This is a genomic window from Streptomyces sp. R-74717, assembly GCF_047305335.1.
In the GTDB taxonomy this organism is placed as follows: domain Bacteria; phylum Actinomycetota; class Actinomycetes; order Streptomycetales; family Streptomycetaceae; genus Streptomyces; species Streptomyces atratus.
Window position 1 is genome coordinate 5,534,128 of record NZ_CP102361.1, and the last position, 16,341, is coordinate 5,550,468.

At 69.5% G+C, this 16,341-nt stretch carries 13 protein-coding genes; 4 read left to right on the top strand and 9 right to left on the bottom strand.

Annotated elements, in window-relative coordinates; translation table 11 throughout:
• The first annotated feature begins 396 nt into the window (after positions 1-396).
• Both NRF20_RS25340 and NRF20_RS25345 read left to right on the top strand, forming a co-directional pair.
• Positions 397-2,925 carry an ATP-dependent Clp protease ATP-binding subunit gene (locus NRF20_RS25340; protein ID WP_093894034.1) on the top strand — a complete coding sequence of 843 codons (2,529 nt, stop codon included), beginning with the start codon at positions 397-399 and terminating at the stop codon, positions 2,923-2,925.
• A 952-nt stretch (positions 2,926-3,877) separates the two neighbouring features.
• Positions 3,878-4,567, top strand: coding sequence for a M23 family metallopeptidase (locus NRF20_RS25345; protein WP_266360513.1), 690 nt, complete (start codon positions 3,878-3,880; stop codon positions 4,565-4,567).
• Between the two features lie 54 nt (positions 4,568-4,621).
• On the opposite strand, the gene NRF20_RS25350 is transcribed toward NRF20_RS25345, so the two are convergent.
• Entirely contained in the window at positions 4,622-5,206 is a 585-nt protein-coding gene (locus tag NRF20_RS25350; RefSeq protein ID WP_398628066.1) for a TetR/AcrR family transcriptional regulator, read from the bottom strand.
• 123 nt (positions 5,207-5,329) lie between these two features.
• Here NRF20_RS25350 and NRF20_RS25355 point away from each other — a divergent pair, with 123 nt between their 5' ends.
• Positions 5,330-6,949 (top strand): MDR family MFS transporter, encoded by a 1,620-nt coding sequence (locus NRF20_RS25355; protein ID WP_398628065.1) that lies wholly within the window; start codon positions 5,330-5,332, stop codon positions 6,947-6,949.
• Positions 6,950-7,033: 84 nt separating this feature from the next.
• Here NRF20_RS25355 and cseC read toward each other — a convergent pair whose 3' ends face one another.
• The 6 genes from cseC to NRF20_RS25385 form a co-directional block, all read right to left on the bottom strand.
• Positions 7,034-8,416 carry a two-component system sensor histidine kinase CseC gene (cseC, locus tag NRF20_RS25360; RefSeq protein WP_398628064.1) on the bottom strand — a complete coding sequence of 461 codons (1,383 nt, stop codon included), beginning with the start codon at positions 8,414-8,416 and terminating at the stop codon, positions 7,034-7,036.
• The gene (gene cseB, locus NRF20_RS25365; RefSeq protein WP_398628063.1) at positions 8,413-9,117 is read right to left on the bottom strand and encodes a two-component system response regulator CseB; all 705 of its coding nucleotides are present in this window, start codon (positions 9,115-9,117) and stop codon (positions 8,413-8,415) included. Before cseB ends, cseC begins: the two co-directional genes overlap by 4 nt.
• Before the next feature lie 10 nt (positions 9,118-9,127).
• Complete coding sequence (locus NRF20_RS25370; RefSeq protein ID WP_398628062.1) at positions 9,128-9,868, bottom strand: hypothetical protein; 741 nt, start codon at positions 9,866-9,868, stop codon at positions 9,128-9,130.
• Positions 9,856-10,506, bottom strand: coding sequence for a SigE family RNA polymerase sigma factor (locus NRF20_RS25375; RefSeq protein ID WP_266360524.1), 651 nt, complete (start codon positions 10,504-10,506; stop codon positions 9,856-9,858). Before NRF20_RS25375 ends, NRF20_RS25370 begins: the two co-directional genes overlap by 13 nt.
• A 175-nt stretch (positions 10,507-10,681) precedes the next feature.
• Positions 10,682-11,584 (bottom strand): A/G-specific adenine glycosylase, encoded by a 903-nt coding sequence (locus NRF20_RS25380; protein ID WP_398628061.1) that lies wholly within the window; start codon positions 11,582-11,584, stop codon positions 10,682-10,684.
• Positions 11,585-11,728: 144 nt separating this feature from the next.
• A complete protein-coding gene (locus tag NRF20_RS25385) occupies positions 11,729-12,373 on the bottom strand; it encodes a phosphatase PAP2 family protein (RefSeq protein WP_398628060.1) in 645 nt (214 codons plus the stop codon).
• 173 nt (positions 12,374-12,546) lie between these two features.
• Here NRF20_RS25385 and NRF20_RS25390 point away from each other — a divergent pair, with 173 nt between their 5' ends.
• Entirely contained in the window at positions 12,547-13,377 is an 831-nt protein-coding gene (locus NRF20_RS25390; protein WP_398628059.1) for a hypothetical protein, read from the top strand.
• Between the two features lie 108 nt (positions 13,378-13,485).
• On the opposite strand, the gene disA is transcribed toward NRF20_RS25390, so the two are convergent.
• Complete coding sequence (gene disA / locus NRF20_RS25395) at positions 13,486-14,610, bottom strand: DNA integrity scanning diadenylate cyclase DisA (RefSeq protein WP_114245192.1); 1,125 nt, start codon at positions 14,608-14,610, stop codon at positions 13,486-13,488.
• 80 nt (positions 14,611-14,690) lie between these two features.
• On the bottom strand, positions 14,691-16,103 hold the full coding sequence (gene radA, locus NRF20_RS25400; protein ID WP_398628058.1) for a DNA repair protein RadA: 1,413 nt from the start codon (positions 16,101-16,103) through the stop codon (positions 14,691-14,693).
• Between the last annotated feature and the right edge of the window lie 238 nt (positions 16,104-16,341).

The following is a 16,341-nucleotide window of genomic DNA, read 5'->3' on the forward strand; positions in this document are numbered from 1 at the left end:
ACGCAGGGTCTGCGGCCGAGCGCCCAGTGTGTCCGTTATGGGGGCGTGGAGACGTATTCGAGAGCGCGAAGATGTTCGCCCGTAGCGGAGGGAACCGGCGTGCGCCGCATGGACTGTCTGTAATTGCGGGTAAGACATCCCTAGTGGGGAGGGGCGACACGCAGGCTCGGGCATCTCACGTTCGCCATCGGCGTACTGGCGAAAGGGGTATCTGCCTGGCCTGCGGGAACATCGTCTCGCACCATCGGGTTGGAGCAGATGTCGGCGTTCGGGGCAGGAGGCCAAGGACGGTGTCGGCAGTTGGAATGAGCGGTCCCCGCTTGCGGGACTAAGCTGCGGAAGGACAGGGAGGGGACCGACCCCTTACTGCCTGACCGCTCTGAGGAGCGATTAACGATGTTCGAGAGGTTCACCGACCGCGCGCGGCGGGTTGTCGTCCTGGCTCAGGAAGAAGCCCGGATGCTCAACCACAACTACATCGGCACCGAGCACATCCTCCTGGGCCTTATCCACGAGGGTGAGGGTGTCGCCGCTAAGGCCCTGGAGAGCCTCGGGATTTCGCTCGAGGCGGTCCGCCAGCAGGTGGAGGAGATCATCGGCCAGGGCCAGCAGGCCCCGTCCGGGCACATCCCCTTCACGCCCCGGGCCAAGAAGGTCCTGGAGCTGTCGCTCCGCGAGGCCCTCCAGCTCGGCCACAACTACATCGGCACCGAGCACATCCTGCTCGGCCTGATCCGCGAGGGCGAGGGCGTCGCAGCCCAGGTCCTCGTGAAGCTGGGCGCCGACCTGAACCGGGTGCGGCAGCAGGTCATCCAGCTGCTCTCCGGCTACTCGGGCGGCAAGGAGGCGGCAACCGCGGGCGGCCCCGCGGAAGGCACGCCCTCCACGTCCCTGGTGCTCGACCAGTTCGGCCGGAATCTCACCCAGGCCGCTCGCGAATCCAAGCTCGACCCGGTCATCGGGCGCGAGAAGGAGATCGAGCGGGTCATGCAGGTGCTGTCCCGCCGTACCAAGAACAACCCGGTTCTCATCGGCGAGCCCGGCGTCGGCAAGACGGCGGTCGTCGAAGGACTGGCGCAGGCCATCGTCAAGGGCGAGGTGCCCGAGACCCTCAAGGACAAGCACCTCTACACCCTCGACCTCGGTGCGCTGGTCGCCGGCTCCCGCTACCGCGGTGACTTCGAGGAGCGCCTGAAGAAGGTCCTCAAGGAGATCCGCACCCGCGGCGACATCATCCTGTTCATCGACGAGCTCCACACCCTGGTGGGTGCGGGCGCCGCCGAGGGCGCGATCGACGCCGCCAGCATTCTCAAGCCCATGCTGGCCCGCGGCGAGCTGCAGACCATCGGTGCCACGACGCTCGACGAGTACCGCAAGCACCTGGAGAAGGACGCCGCTCTCGAGCGCCGCTTCCAGCCCATCCAGGTCGCGGAGCCGTCGCTGCCGCACACCATCGAGATCCTCAAGGGTCTGCGCGACCGCTACGAGGCCCACCACCGCGTCTCCATCACGGACGAGGCGCTGGTCCAGGCCGCGACGCTGGCTGACCGGTACATCTCGGACCGCTTCCTGCCGGACAAGGCGATCGACCTGATCGACGAGGCCGGTTCCCGGATGCGCATCCGCCGGATGACCGCGCCGCCGGACCTCCGCGAGTTCGACGAGAAGATCGCGGGTGTCCGCCGCGACAAGGAGTCCGCGATCGACTCGCAGGACTTCGAGAAGGCCGCGTCCCTGCGCGACAAGGAGAAGCAGCTTCTCGCCGCGAAGACCAAGCGCGAGAAGGAGTGGAAGGCCGGCGACATGGACGTCGTGGCCGAGGTCGACGGCGAGTTGATCGCCGAAGTCCTGGCCACCGCGACCGGCATTCCGGTCTTCAAGCTGACGGAGGAGGAGTCGTCCCGTCTGCTGCGCATGGAGGACGAGCTCCACAAGCGCGTCATCGGCCAGAAGGACGCCATTAAGGCCCTCTCGCAGGCGATCCGCCGTACGCGAGCCGGACTGAAGGACCCGAAGCGTCCCGGTGGCTCGTTCATCTTCGCCGGCCCGTCCGGTGTCGGTAAGACGGAGCTCTCCAAGACGCTCGCCGAATTCCTCTTCGGTGACGAGGACGCGCTGATCGCCCTCGACATGTCGGAGTTCAGCGAGAAGCACACGGTTTCCCGCCTCTTCGGTTCTCCCCCCGGCTACGTGGGTTACGAAGAGGGCGGCCAGCTCACCGAGAAGGTGCGCCGCAAGCCGTTCTCCGTCGTCCTCTTCGACGAGGTCGAGAAGGCCCACCCCGATATCTTCAATTCCCTGCTCCAGATTCTGGAAGACGGTCGCCTGACCGACTCCCAGGGCCGGGTCGTGGACTTCAAGAACACGGTCATCATCATGACGACCAACCTCGGGACCCGGGACATCTCCAAGGGCTTCAACCTGGGCTTCGCAGCCCAGGGCGACGTCAAGACCGGCTACGAGCGGATGAAGAACAAGGTCAACGAAGAGCTCAAGCAGCACTTCCGCCCCGAGTTCCTCAACCGTGTCGACGACACGGTCGTCTTCCACCAGCTCACCGAGGAAGACATCATTCAGATCGTCGACCTCATGCTGGCCAAGGTGGACGAGCGCCTGAAGGACCGCGACATGGGCATCGAGCTGAGCTCGGAAGCCAAGTCGCTGCTGGCGAAGAAGGGCTACGACCCCGTGATGGGCGCCCGGCCGCTGCGCCGGACGATCCAGCGCGAGATCGAGGACATCCTCTCCGAGAAGATCCTCTTCGGTGAGCTGCGCCCCGGTCACATCGTGGTCGTCGGCACCGAGGGCGAGGGTGAGGAGAAGAAGTTCACCTTCCGCGGCGAGGAGAAGTCGGCTCTGCCCGACGTCCCCCCGATCGAGCAGGCGGCAGGCGGCGCGGGCCCGAACATGTCGAAGGACGTGTAAGGACGCCCCCGAGCGCCTGAGCACCTGAAGGGGCTGCCCCGGAACCGTGAGAACGGTCCGGGGCAGCCCCTTTTGCCGTGCCGCCGTGCCGCCGTGCCGCCGTCCCCGCGGTGCTGCCGTCAGTGGCGAGCGGCACGTACTCCACGCGCCGGCCGCCGCGTTGCCAGGGATCTGCCGTGCGATGCCGAGCATGACGTCCCGGCGAAGACCGGACCGCCGGACATGCCCCGTAACGACGGGGGCCCGGACTCGCCCCCGACGGGCGGCGGGGGGCCAGCTCGCAGACCAGCAGGCCGCACAGCCGGCCATGGGCAGGACGGTGGCGGTGGTGCTGGTCGGCCTCCAGATGCTGCTCGGGGCCGTACCGCTGGATGTCGGGGAAGCCGTGATCTCGCAGTCGGGAAAGCGCCTGGGCGCTGTGGAGGACACCGAGCCGCACGGGGGCGGCCGGGCTGCGCCGCCCCGCTGCGCCCACGGCGTCACTGGCCATGGCCTGCCCCCCCCGGGAGCGCCGAGCCGGTCGCCGCATCAGCGTAGTCGGGTTGCAGGCCGAAGGTCCCGAATCGGACGGCCTCAGGCCTCGCCGGCCGTGACAAGGCGCACAGCCCGTTCCGGGCCTACTAGGGGTGATAGGGGCAGGCGCCGTGATCGCGTCGGGGGCCTTTGCCCCTGCGTGGAGAGGGGTTTTCGAGGGCGGAAGGAGAAGGGCCCGGATCGCTATGTTTAGTCCGATTAGGGCGGTTTGGGCCTGGGGTTAAACCTGTCCGAAAAGAGAGTTTCGATGAGTCGGGGCATGGGGTGCGCGAAACCCGCGCCGGTGAATTCCCGAGGCCCTCGCTACGGCTTTTGTTCGTAGATGGGGTGTTTGAGCATTGGTGGGGGTGCGGGTTACCAAGGGATGGCCAGCCCGGCGGAAGCGTCGGGTCCAGTCATCTCCGGAGGTTCTCCGCTTATGTCGAAGCGCGTTTCGTTCCAGCACTCCCGTCGCCCGTCCCTGTCCCGTGTCCGTGGCGCCGTGGTGGCAGCCGGCCTGGGGACGTCGATGGTTCTCGGCGTGGGTGCTGCGTTCGCGGCCGGCACGGCGGGTGCCCCCGACGCCGCGAGCCTGATCAATACCAGCGCGGCCGACTCGGTCGCCAAGCAGGCGGCGGTGCAGGGCAAGGCGGCCAAGGTGGCCGAGGCCGAACGCGCGGCGGTCAAGAAGGCGGCCGTGAAGAAGGCTGCCGCCTGGGAGACCCCGGTGCGCCACTACGTGCTGAGCGCGAGCTTCGGCAACGACGGCGCCCGCTGGGCCCACAAGCACTCCGGCCAGGACTTCGCCGTGCCGATCGGTACCGAGGTGAAGGCCACGCACAGTGGCACCGTCGTGAAGGCCGGTCCGAACGGCGGCGGTGACGGCCCCGCGTACGGCAATGCCGTCGTGATCAGCCACGGCAACGGCGTGTACTCGCAGTACGCCCACCTGTCGCGGATCGATGTGCACATCGGCCAGACCGTGAAGACGGGCGAGAAGATCGCCCTCTCCGGCAACACCGGAAACTCCAGCGGCCCGCACGTGCACTTCGAGATCCGGACCACGCCGAACTACGGTTCCGCGATCAACCCGGTCTCGTTCCTGCACAAGGAAGGCGTCATGGTCTGACCTGACCGGGACGCACCCCTCGGGGCCTGTCCGGCGGATCGCGGCCGGACAGACCTACTCGGCGGATCCCGGGCTGTGCGCCCGGGTGACCAGATCGAAGGCGACTTCGAGGACGGCCTTGCGCTTCTCCTCGGGGTCGCCTTCGAAGTCCTTGAAGGCGAACATGCCCGCGTGCATCGTGAAGAGCGCGGTGAAACAGCGCACCTGGTCGGTCAGCGGAGCATCGGGTTCCTTGATCAGATCGACCAGGCCGACGACACGGTCCTTGATGGTCTTCCCGATGCTGAGGTCCCGTACGGTCGCCTGGTTCTCCTGCATGAACTGGAAGAGCGGGGCGGCGGCGGTCAGTGCCTCGCTGTAGCGGCGCAGGATCTCCTTCTTCGTCTCCAGGCTGTGAGGCTGGCCCCTGCCCCACTCGATCAGCTCCTCGACCGGCCGGTTCAGGTCGTCGAAGATGCTGACCAGGATGTCTTCCTTGGTCTTGAAGTGGTAATACAGCGCGGCCTTGGTGACATCCAGACGCTCGGAGATCTCACGCAGCGAGGTCTTCTCGTAGCCCTGTTCGGCGAAGAGTTCCAGGGCGACGTCCTGAATACGCTGGCGCGTGTTGCCCCGGCGCGGCTGCGGTGTGCTGCCCATGGCGCTCTCCTTGATACTTACTTGACGCCCGGCTAGTTACGGGGCTACTTTCCCCAGTGTAGTCAACTAGCCGGGCGGCAAGTAAGTGCCCGGTACGCACAGGGGATCAGGGGAGTGGGGACCATGTCGGACCTGAAGAAGGCGGCGGACGGAAAGGCGGACGACCGTCCTGCCGAGAAACCCGGGAAACCCGAGAAGCGGCAGCGCAGTGTCCAGGTGGTGATGCTCGCCCTGATGATCACGATGCTGCTCGCCATGCTGGACAACCTGATCGTCGGCACCGCCATGCCGACCATCGTCGGTGACCTCGGCGGCCTGGAGCATCTGTCCTGGGTCGTCACCGCGTACACCCTGGCCACCGCGGCCTCCACCCCCATCTGGGGCAAGCTCGGCGACATGTACGGGCGCAAGGGCATCTTCCTCACGTCCATCGTGCTCTTCCTGATCGGCTCGGTACTGAGCGGAATGGCCCAGGACATGGGTCAGCTGATCGGCTTCCGGGCGGTCCAGGGACTCGGCGCGGGCGGCCTGATGGTCGGCGTCATGGCGATCATCGGCGACCTGGTGCCGCCCCGCGAGCGAGGCAAGTACCAGGGGATGATGGCCGGTGTGATGGCGATCGCCATGATCGGCGGACCGCTGGTCGGCGGCACCATAACCGACCACCTCGGCTGGCGCTGGAGCTTCTACATCAACCTGCCGCTGGGCGCGGTCGCCCTCGCCATGGTCACCGCCGTGCTTCATCTGCCCAAGCGGGAGCGCACCGAGGCGAAGGTCGACTACCTCGGCGCGGGTCTGCTGACCCTCGGCATCACCGCGATCGTGCTGGTCACCACCTGGGGCGGTTCGGAGTACGACTGGAACTCCGCTGTGATCATGGAGCTCATAGCGATCGGTGTCGCCTCGCTCGTCGGCTTCCTCTTCGTCGAGACGAAGGCTGCAGAACCGATCATTCCGCTCCACATCTTCCGCAACCGCAACTTCACCCTGATGTCCGTCGTCGGCTTCATGTCGGGCTTCGTGATGTTCGGCGCGGTGCTCTTCCTGCCGCTGTTCCAGCAGTCCGTCCAGGGCGCGTCGGCGACCAACTCGGGTCTGCTGCTTCTGCCGATGCTGCTGTCGATGATGGTCGTCTCGCTGATCGCGGGACGGGTCACCACCAGCACCGGCAAGTACAAGATCTTCCCCGTGGTGGGCTCGGTCCTGATGGTGACCGGTCTGTTCCTGCTGTCGCAGATGGACACCGGCACCACGCGGTTCACCTCGGGCATCTACATGGCGGTGCTCGGTGCGGGCATGGGCTTCCTGATGCAGATCACCATGCTCGTCGCGCAGAACAGCGTCGAGATGAAGGACATGGGAGTCGCCTCCTCCGCGACCACCCTCTTCCGTACGCTCGGCAGCTCCTTCGGTGTCGCGATCATGGGCGCGCTGTTCACCGGGCGGGTGCAGGACGAGATGGTGGCCCGCGGCGGCGGGGGAGCCACGGCGCAGTCCGCGCAGCTGGACGCAGCGAGCCTGGCGAAGCTGCCGGATGCGATGCGTGAGGCGTACCAGTTCGCGGTGTCGTCCGGTACCCACATCGCGTTCCTGGTGGGCGCCTCGGTCGGAGTGATCGCCCTGCTCGCGTCGGTGTTCGTCAAGGAGGTCCCGCTGCGGGGATCGGGCCCGGAAACCGTGTCGTCGGACGGTGCGCAGGAACCGGCCGCGGTCGCCGGCCCCAAGCAGCCCGAGGCCGTCTGATCCCTCGCGCTGCACAAGCGGTGCGCGAGCCGTGCACGAGGAGGCTCCCGGGGCGCGCCCCGGGAGCCTCCTTCCGTATCCGGTTCAGCCGCCGGACTGCCTGCGGCCGGACTCCGCGCTCTGCCCGTCGCCGCTGCCCGCCGTGCGCTGTTCGGACAGGCGCAGGATCGGGAAGCTGCCGGTGTTCGTCGGTGCGTGCTCGGGCAGCCACAGCACGGCGATCGCCCCGCCCGCGCCCTTCGCCGCCCCTTCCGGCGCCGCGTTGCGGAAGGTCAGCCGGGCCCCGAGGACCCGCGCCTGACCTGCCGCGATCGTCAGCCCCAGACCGTGTCCGTGTCCGGCCCGGTCGCTGCTTCCGGTACGGAACCGGCTCGGACCCTCACGCAGCAGCGCCGCCGGGAACCCGGGACCGTGATCGCGGATCCGCACCACCCGGCCCTCGACCGTGACCTCCACCGGAGTGGCACCGTGCTTGGCGGCGTTCCCCAGCAGATTGCCGAGGATCCGCTCCAGCCTGCGCGGATCGGTGCTGACCCAGGACTCGTGGACGACCTGGACCCGCACATCCGGGTCCAACAGCGCGACCCGCCGGCTGACGAACTCACCCAGCGCGATCTCCTGCAGCTCGGCCCGCTCCGACGCGCTGTCCAGCCGGGCCACCTCCAGCACATCCTCGACCAGGGTGCGCATCGCCTGCGCCCGGTCCCGTACGAGCTCGGTGGGGCGGCCCGGCGGCAGCAGCTCGGCCGCCGTCAGCAGACCGGTCACCGGGGTGCGCAGCTCGTGCGCGATGTCCGCGGTGACCCGGCGCTCCGCCTCGATGCGTTCGTTCAACGCGTCCGTCAGCGCGTCCACCGCGCGGGCCAGCTCATCGGTCTCGTCCTGGACGACACCGCCGACGGCCTCCCTGACACGTACATCCGTATTGCCCTGCGCGACCCTGCCCGCCGCGGCCGCCGCCTTGCGCAGCCGGCGCGACAGCTGCCCGCCGATCAGCACCCCCAGCGCGCAGCCGCCGAACACCACCGAGACCGAGCCGATGATCAGCGCCCGGTCGAGATCGCCCATGATCGTGGCGCTGCGGTCGGCGAAACGGGTGTGCAGCGAGAGCACATCGCCGTTGCCGACCGGCACGGCCGCCCACACATCGGGCACCCCGTTCCTGGTCTCCTCGACATGCGTGGCGCGCCGGTTCCTGTTGGTCTCCGCGCGCAGGCTGCGCGGCATCGTCGGGTCGTTGAGCTTGGCTCCGAACCGGGGGTCGGCCTTCTGCGTCTTCTTCGCCTCGTACAGCAGCTGCGCGTACGTCAGCCGCTCCAGCTGGACCTCGCGCGCGTTCTCCAGCATCGAGACCCGGGCGGCGTTGTGGACGACGAAGCTGAGCGCGACCGCGGTCAGCGCGCCGACCGCCGCGATCGCGATGCTGATCTTCCAGCGGACACCCGTCCGCAGGGCGAACCGCTTCATGGCCGGAGTTTGTAGCCGAAGCCGCGGACCGTCTCGATCCGGTCCTGGCCGATCTTTGTGCGCAGCCGCTGCACATGGACATCCACGACCCGGGTGTCACCGCCCCACCCGTAGTCCCAGACCCGCTCCAGGAGCTTGTCGCGGGAGAGCACCGTGCCGGGTGCGGCGGAGAACTCCAGCAGCAGCCGCATCTCGGTCGGGGTCAGCGCCACCTGCCGGCCGCCCCGGTGGACCGCCATGCCCTCGGTGTCGATCTCCAGATCGCCGAAGACCAGCACCCCGCCGACGGGCTGCGGCTCCGGCTCCCCGTTGCCCGGCTGCCCGCCCGACGCATGACCGAAGCGGCGCAGCACGGCACGGATCCGGGCGACCAGGACCGCCCCGTCGAAGGGCTTGGTGACGTAGTCGTCGGCGCCTGCCTCCAGGCCGAGCACCACGTCGATCGAGTCGGCCCGGGCCGACAGCATGATCACTGGGACCGTCGACTCGTCGCGGATACGACGGCAGAGGCTGACCCCGTCGAGCCCCGGCACCATCACATCGAGCAGGGCGATATCGGGACGGTCGGCCCGGAACGCATCGAGCCCCGACAGTCCGTCGGGCATCGCGGTGACCGCGAAGCCGTCGCGCTCCAGCGCCAACTGGGTGGCCTCGCGGATGACGTCGTCGTCCTCGACGAACAGGACGTGGGTCTCGGCCATCGGACTGCTCTCAGTTCCCCGCCGGTCCGGAGGATTCCGGAAGCCCGGCTTCCCCGTTGCCGACGGCTCGGTTGAAGTCGTTGTGCACCCGGTCGTGCTCGCTGAACCGGTTGTTCGCCCAGCGGTAGGTGATCACTTCCTCGCCGGAGGGGTACGCGACCGAGTCCTTCTTCTCGTACACCTGGGCCGTCACCACCAGATCACCGCGGTCGATGGTGCCGTACACCGCGGGCTGCTCGACGGCGAACACGTTCTCGTACGTGTCGTTGCCCCGCTGACGGTACACATAGGTTCCGACGCCCACCGAATCGCCGCAGGTCATCACGTTCACCACGACGTCGGCCGAGGGGCCGCCGGTCATGGTGCCGTACGAGGTGTCCACCGGGTACTCGGAGCCGCTGCAGGGCTTCAGATCCGTCCTGACCCGCTCGCTGACCTTGGGGTCCCGCTTGAGCAGCGCCACGGGATCGATCCGGGGCGTGGGCTTCGCCGTGGACGTCGGATCGGCGCTCGGTGTGACCTTGGCGACCGCCTCGGTGCCTGCCGGACCCTCGTCACGGGTGCCGGTACCGCCGGTGGAGCAGCCGACGGCGAGCAGCCCGAAAGCGGCGAGCCCGACCAGGGTCGTGGTGCTCGCCGCCCAGCCGGTCAGGCCCCGGCCACGACTGCCGGTGGCATCGCGGCCACCGCCGTCTCCTGCGCCGCCACGGTCGCCGTTATCGCTGTCACCGCTGGCTGTCAGGCCGCGCACCGCTCCCGCCCCCGTTCGTCCATACGCCTGCCCGCCTGCGCCCGTACCTGCGCCGTTGCCCGCGCACGTACCTGAGCGCCGACGGCCGGAGCACGGTCGGCCGCCGTCAGGCCCCGCTCCTCCCGGAGCCGGGCCTCCCTGCTCGCTGCCTCACGGCTCTCCAGCTCCTGGCGAAGTCGCGCCAGCGCACGGTGCAGCGTGCTCTTCACCGTACCGGCCGACATGCCGAGCGCCGCAGCCGTCTCCTCCGTACTCATCTGCTCCCAGTGTCGCAGCACGACGACGCTGCGCTGCTTGGGAGCCAGTACGCCCAGCACATCCATCAGCAGGGCGCGGTCGGCGCGCTGCTCGGTGCCGTCATCGACGCTCGCGTCGGGCAGCTGCTCGGTGGGAACCTCGTCCAGCTTGCGGGCCCGCCACCACTCGGTACGGGTGTTGATCATGACGCGGCGCAGATAGGCGTCGGCGAGGGACTTGTCGGCGATGCCGTCCCAGCGGCCGTACGTACGGACCAGGGCGGTCTGCAGCAGGTCCTGCGCATCCACGGGGTCGGGGACCAGCCGGCGTGCACTGCGCAGCAGTGCCTCCTGCCGAGTGCGTACGTACTCCTCGAATTCGAGCACCTCGCCCTGCGCCATTCCAACCGCCTCCGTCCCCGTAGATCCCCGTAGAACCGCCGTCAGCCATCGATCGGCCGGGCTGACGTCGCTGACGCTACGGAGCTGTTGTCACGGGGCTGTGCGGAGCAGCCATACGCTGACGCACGGCTGTCCATCGGTTTTGTAACAGCGGGGGAGAGGGCGGCAGGGACCTTCAGCTCAGCGGCAGCCGGTACTGGCCGCCGGCCAGCGGCTCGACCAGGCCGTCCGCGACCAGGCCGTCCAGCGCGCGGGCTCGCTGCACCGGTTCGTCCCACACCGCGTCCAGTGCCGACTGCGACACCGGTGCCACGGCCTCGCGCAGCACGGCGAGCAGCCGTCCGCGCACCTGACGGTCCGTGCCGGCGTAGGTCTGACCGCGCCGCGGGGGCCCCTGGTGGGCGGGCTTCCCGGCCAGCCGCCAGGCGCACTGCCCGGCGATCGGGCACCGTGTGCAGTCCTCGTTCTTGGCGGTGCAGACGAGGGCGCCGAGCTCCATCGTCGCGGCGGCCCAGCGGGCGGCCCGTTCGTCCTCCTCGGGGAGCAGGGCCCGGGCGAGCTTGCGTTCGGCGGCAGTGGTCGCGTTCGGCGGGTACTGGATGCCGGTCGCGGCCCGGGCGAACACCCGGCGGACGTTCGTGTCGAGTACGGCATGCCGCTGTCCGTACGCGAACGAGGCCACGGCCGCCGCGGTGTACTCACCGATCCCGGGCAGTGCGAGCAGCTGACCGTGCTCGCTCGGTACGTCGCCGCCGTGCCGTTCAGTTATTGCCTGCGCGGCCCCGTGCAGGCGGAGCGCCCGGCGGGGGTAGCCGAGCCGGCCCCAGGCGCGGACCGCCTCACCGGGCGGCTCGGCGGCCAGATCGGCCGGGCGCGGCCAGCGGGCCAGCCACTGTTCGTACACCGGGAGGACCCGGCTGACGGGGGTCTGCTGCAGCATGAACTCGCTCACCATCACACCCCAGGCGCCCGCTTCGGGGCGGCGCCAGGGCAGATCGCGGGCGTGCTGTTCGAACCACCCGATGACGGGATCGTGGAGGGAGGCGGGGGGCGTCTGTGTCGCAGTCATGGCAGTCATCGCATCGCCGATCCTGACACGGAAGGGCAGAGGACGGCTCCGCGCACGGTGGTGTCGCTCCTCCTGAGGGCCCTTGGGGTGATATTGCCACCCGTCTGTCCCCGCGATATCCGGCAACCGGCCCAAGGAGACTCCCCCCGGCCGTCAGTGCCGTTTGCCCCGCCGCCCGGACCGGCCGGCCGCCGGCCCCGGGCCCGATGCCCAGACGGCCAGGGGCGCCCCGCTGCCCCGCACCGTCCGGACGAGCGACCGTGCCGGCCGGTACAGCACGGCGACCGCCACGGCGGCCACCACCGTACCCAGCAGCAGGCCGACCGCCACGTCATGCGGATAGTGCACCCCGACGAAGACCCGCGAGAAGGCCATCAGCAGCGCCAGCGGCACGGTGAGCCAGGCCAGCCGGGGCCGGGCGATCGCCAGGGCGACGGCTGCCGCGCCGGCGATCGCGGAGTGGTTGCTGGGGAACGACCAGTCGCCCGTCGGCGGACACGGCACCAGCGAGGCCGCCGCCCCGACGACCGCCCGGCACGGGCGTTCCTCGTCCACCATCGACTTGAGCACCTCGCTGCCCACATAGGCGAAGGCCGTCGCAATGGGTGCGAGTACCGCCAGCGCCAGGGCGCCGTCGTCCGCCCGTCGGGCACGCCACCACCCGGTGATGAACAGTACGCCGAAGACCAGGAGCCCGAGCTCCGTCCATATCTCGGCCAGGTGTTGCACCCATGACGGCATGTCATGTGCGAAGTCGGTGATGTCCCGGTAGAGCGGGGCAGTAGATGAACTATCCATGTGACAGAGGGTAGTCAACAAAACCGGGTGGTCACCTTGGGCTGTCCCCGGTGCCCAACTCGGTGGAAGTGCGGGGCGGGAGCAGGCCGTCCCGAGATGATGATCCGCAAAACTTCAGAGCCGGGCGGCGGGTGGGGCGGGAGTTGGCGCCGATCTCTCGTACAGTTTGCGCCGTGGGATCTTTGCGTAATCCGATCGGGCCGCTTCCCTCCACCATCTACTGGCGACGGAGGGCCGTAGCGGCGACGCTGGTTGCGCTGCTCGCGTTGCTGATCGTGTGGGCCGTCACCTCCGGTGGCGGCAAGGCGAACACGGACGACTCCCGGTCCGGCGGATCGGGTCCCGCACGCTCGATCACCCCCGGCCCCTCCCAGTCGGGTCCGGCCATCAGTCAACAGCCGGGCGGGCGCGACGAGTCGGGCGACTCGGGCAGCGGCGACGGAGACAACAGCGGTACGGGCGCGGGCTCCGACGGCGGCGCGAGCGACGGCGGTAACGGTGACGACGGCACGGACACCGGCAGCGGATCGGACACCGGAGCCGGTGGCGCGAGCGGAAGCGGCGCGACGACCGGACAGCAGGTCCCGGCAGGCTCCTCGCTCCCCGACTGCGCCGCCGGCGCACTGCAGTTGAGCCTGAGAACCGAACTCAGCTACAGCCCCGGCGAGAAGCCGGAGTTCCGGTTGATCGCCAAGAACACCTCGTCCACCACCTGCAAGGCCGACTTCGGGCCGAAGAGCGCGGTGCTCACCGTCACCGAGGCCGGTGGCGACGACAGCCAGGTGTGGTCCTCCAAGGACTGCCCGCGCAACGCGGGCAGCCTGCTGCTGAAGGTCCCGGCGGGCTCGACCGTCGTCCACGCCGTGGAGTGGGACCGCAAGAAGAGCGTCCCGCAGTGCGCGACGCCGCCCGCGGTGACTGCGGGGCCCGGTACGTACCTGGTCGAGGCGAAGGCGCCGGGCGAGCCGGTGCAGCGCGCCTCGTTCGTACTCGCGAAGGACTGAGGAAAGGGCTGGGAAAAGGCTGGGAACCCGTGGGAGCGGGCCCGGGAAAATACTTCGGGGCCCAGGTCTCCCGGGCCCCGACACCGCCTGTGTCTGCTGCGCGTACCGCTACACGTACCGCTCGAGAATCGACGACTCGGCCAGTCGCGACAACCCCTCGCGCACGCTCCTCGCCCGCGCCTCGCCGACCCCGTCCACCGTCTGGAGGTCGTCCACGCTGGCGGCAAGGAGCTTCTGCAGGCCGCCGAAGTGCTCCACCAGCCGGTCGATGATCGCCCCGGGCAGCCGCGGCACCTTCGCCAGCAGCCGGAAGCCGCGCGGCGAGACCGCCGAATCCAGCGTCTCCGGCGAGCCGCTGTACCCCAGCGCCCTTGCCACGACGGGGAGTTCGAGCAGTTCGGTGTGGGAGAGCGCGTCGAGTTCGGTCAGTGCTTCGGCGACCGTACGGGACCGCTTCGCGGTCGGCTCCGGCACATAGTCGCGCACGACCAGCTCACGCTCCGGCTCGACGCCGGCGATCAACTCGTCCAGCTGGAGCGAGAGGAGCCGGCCGTCGGTGCCCAGCTCCACCACGTACTCCGCGATCTCGGTCGCGATCCGGCGGACCATCTCCAGCCGCTGTGCGACGGCCGTCACATCCCGGACCGTCACCAGGTCCTCGATCTCCAGCGCCGAGAGGGTGCCCGCGACCTCGTCGAGGCGGAGCTTGTACCGCTCCAGGGTGGCGAGTGCCTGATTGGCGCGGGAGAGGATCGCGGCGGACTCCTCCAGGACCCGGCGCTCCCCGTCCACGTACAGCGCGATGAGGTGCATCGACTGCGAGACCGAGACGACCGGGAAGTTGCACTGCTTGGAGACCCGGTCCGCCGTGCGGTGGCGGGTGCCGGTCTCCTCGGTGGGGATGGAGGCGTCCGGGACCAGCTGCACACCGGCCCGCAGGATCTTGGTCATGTCCTTGTCGAGGATCAGCGCCCCGTCGAGCTTGGCCAGCTCGCGCAGACGCGTCGCGGTGAACTCCACGTCCAGCACGAATCCGCCGGTGCACATCGACTCGACGGTTCTGTCCATGCCCAGGACGATCAGCCCGCCGGTGTTGCCACGGAGGATGCGCTCCAGGCCGTCCCGCAGGGCCATTCCGGGCGCGACGGCGGTCAACGAGGCGCGCATCAGCGCCTCGTTACCGGTGCCTTGGCCGGACTTTCCGGGCGATGCTGCCCGGTCGCTGGCTGCCACTGCACTCCTCCGGTCACAGGTTTGCGGTGCCCTTACGTCCCTCGTACCGTTCGTACGGACGGGCGAGACCAGGGCAAAGTCTACCGGCGTGCGTTCTCCTCCTGTGGGGCCTGTGCGCGAGACCGGCGCGGGAGCACGCTCAGTGCATCACCCATGTTGGCGACTTCTGTGACCTTCATCCCGGCCGGGACCTTCCCCGGGTCGGTCGGAACCAGCGCGTGCGTGAAGCCCAGACGGTACGCCTCGGCCAGTCTGCGCTGGACTCCCGTAACCCTCCTGACCTCCCCCGCGAGGCCTACTTCGCCGATCGCCACCAGGTTCTTGGGGAGTGGTGTGTCACTCGCGGCACTGGCCAGCGCCAGCGCGACCGCGAGGTCCGCGGCGGGCTCGGAGAGCTTCACACCGCCGACCGTCGCGCTGTAGATGTCCCGCTTGCCGAGCGAGCTGATCCGGCCGCGCTGCTCCAGAACGGCCAGCATCATCGACACCCGGGACGTCTCCAGACCCGAGGTGGTGCGCCGGGGCGAAGGGATCTGGGAATCGACCGTCAGCGCCTGCACCTCGGCGACGAGCGGCCGCTTGCCCTCCAGCGTGACGGTCAGGCAGGTGCCGGGCACGGGTTCGTCGCGGCGGGTGAGGAACAGCCCGGACGGGTCGGCGAGGCCGGTGATGCCCTCGTCGTGCAGCTCGAAGCAGCCGACCTCGTCGGTCGCGCCGTACCTGTTCTTGACGCCCCGTACGAGCCGCAGGCGGGCATGGCGGTCGCCCTCGAAGGACAGCACCACATCGACGAGATGCTCCAGCAGCCGCGGCCCGGCGATCGCCCCGTCCTTGGTGACATGGCCGACCAGCAGCGTGGACATCCCGCGTTCCTTGGAGGCCCGGATGAGGGCACCGGCGACCTCCCGGACCTGTGCCATGCCGCCGGGCGCCCCGTCGATCTCGGGCGAGGCGACCGTCTGCACGGAGTCGAGGATGAGAAGCGACGGCTTGACGGCGTCCAGATGGCCGAGGACCGCGGACAGGTCGGTCTCCGCGGCGAGATACAGATGGTCGTTGATCGCCCGGATCCGGTCGGCGCGCAGGCGGACCTGGCTCGCGGACTCCTCGGCGGTGACATAGAGCGTGCGGTGGTCGTCGTTCGCCGCCTTCGCGGCCACGTCCAGCAGCAGCGTCGACTTCCCGACGCCCGGCTCGCCCGCGAGCAGCACGACGGCACCCGGCACGAGACCGCCGCCGAGCACCCGGTCCAGCTCGCCGACGCCGGTCGACCGGGCGGTGGCCTGTCGGCTGTCGACCTGGCCGATGGGGAGCGCGGCGGTGCTGACCCGGCCGGCCGCGGTGGTCCGCACGGCGGGGGCGCCGCCGAACTCCTCGACCGTCCCCCATGCCTGGCATTCGGGGCAGCGGCCGAGCCACTTGGCGGTCGTCCAGCCGCATTCGGTGCAGCGGTAGGACGGCCGGTCCTTCGCGGATTTCGTACGGGCAGCCATGGCACAACCGTATAGGTGGGGTCCGACAATGCCGCCGGGCGCGGTCCGTCGACGCCGCCCGGCGCGGGCGGACCGCGCCCGCCAGTGGCCCCCGGATCGGACCGGCGCTCCGGCGAAATCAGGGATTCCGTCCCCTGGAGCAGCGATCCCTGTCCCCTTTTGAGCGATACGTTCACCCGTAAGGATTAAATGTGCCGAAGGGGCGCTAAAGGCATGCTCTGTGCTGCCTACGGTCGCC

Coding starts and splice junctions, on each gene's coding strand:
- NRF20_RS25350 (WP_398628066.1), bottom strand. CDS start 5,206: ATGGGCAGCACACCGCAGCCGCGCCGGGGCAACACGCGCCAGCGTATT.
- radA (WP_398628058.1), bottom strand. CDS start 16,103: ATGGCTGCCCGTACGAAATCCGCGAAGGACCGGCCGTCCTACCGCTGC.
- NRF20_RS25380 (WP_398628061.1), bottom strand. CDS start 11,584: ATGACTGCCATGACTGCGACACAGACGCCCCCCGCCTCCCTCCACGAT.
- NRF20_RS25345 (WP_266360513.1), top strand. CDS start 3,878: ATGTCGAAGCGCGTTTCGTTCCAGCACTCCCGTCGCCCGTCCCTGTCC.
- NRF20_RS25340 (WP_093894034.1), top strand. CDS start 397: ATGTTCGAGAGGTTCACCGACCGCGCGCGGCGGGTTGTCGTCCTGGCT.
- NRF20_RS25385 (WP_398628060.1), bottom strand. CDS start 12,373: ATGGATAGTTCATCTACTGCCCCGCTCTACCGGGACATCACCGACTTC.
- cseB (WP_398628063.1), bottom strand. CDS start 9,117: ATGGCCGAGACCCACGTCCTGTTCGTCGAGGACGACGACGTCATCCGC.
- NRF20_RS25375 (WP_266360524.1), bottom strand. CDS start 10,506: ATGGCGCAGGGCGAGGTGCTCGAATTCGAGGAGTACGTACGCACTCGG.
- cseC (WP_398628064.1), bottom strand. CDS start 8,416: ATGAAGCGGTTCGCCCTGCGGACGGGTGTCCGCTGGAAGATCAGCATC.
- NRF20_RS25355 (WP_398628065.1), top strand. CDS start 5,330: ATGTCGGACCTGAAGAAGGCGGCGGACGGAAAGGCGGACGACCGTCCT.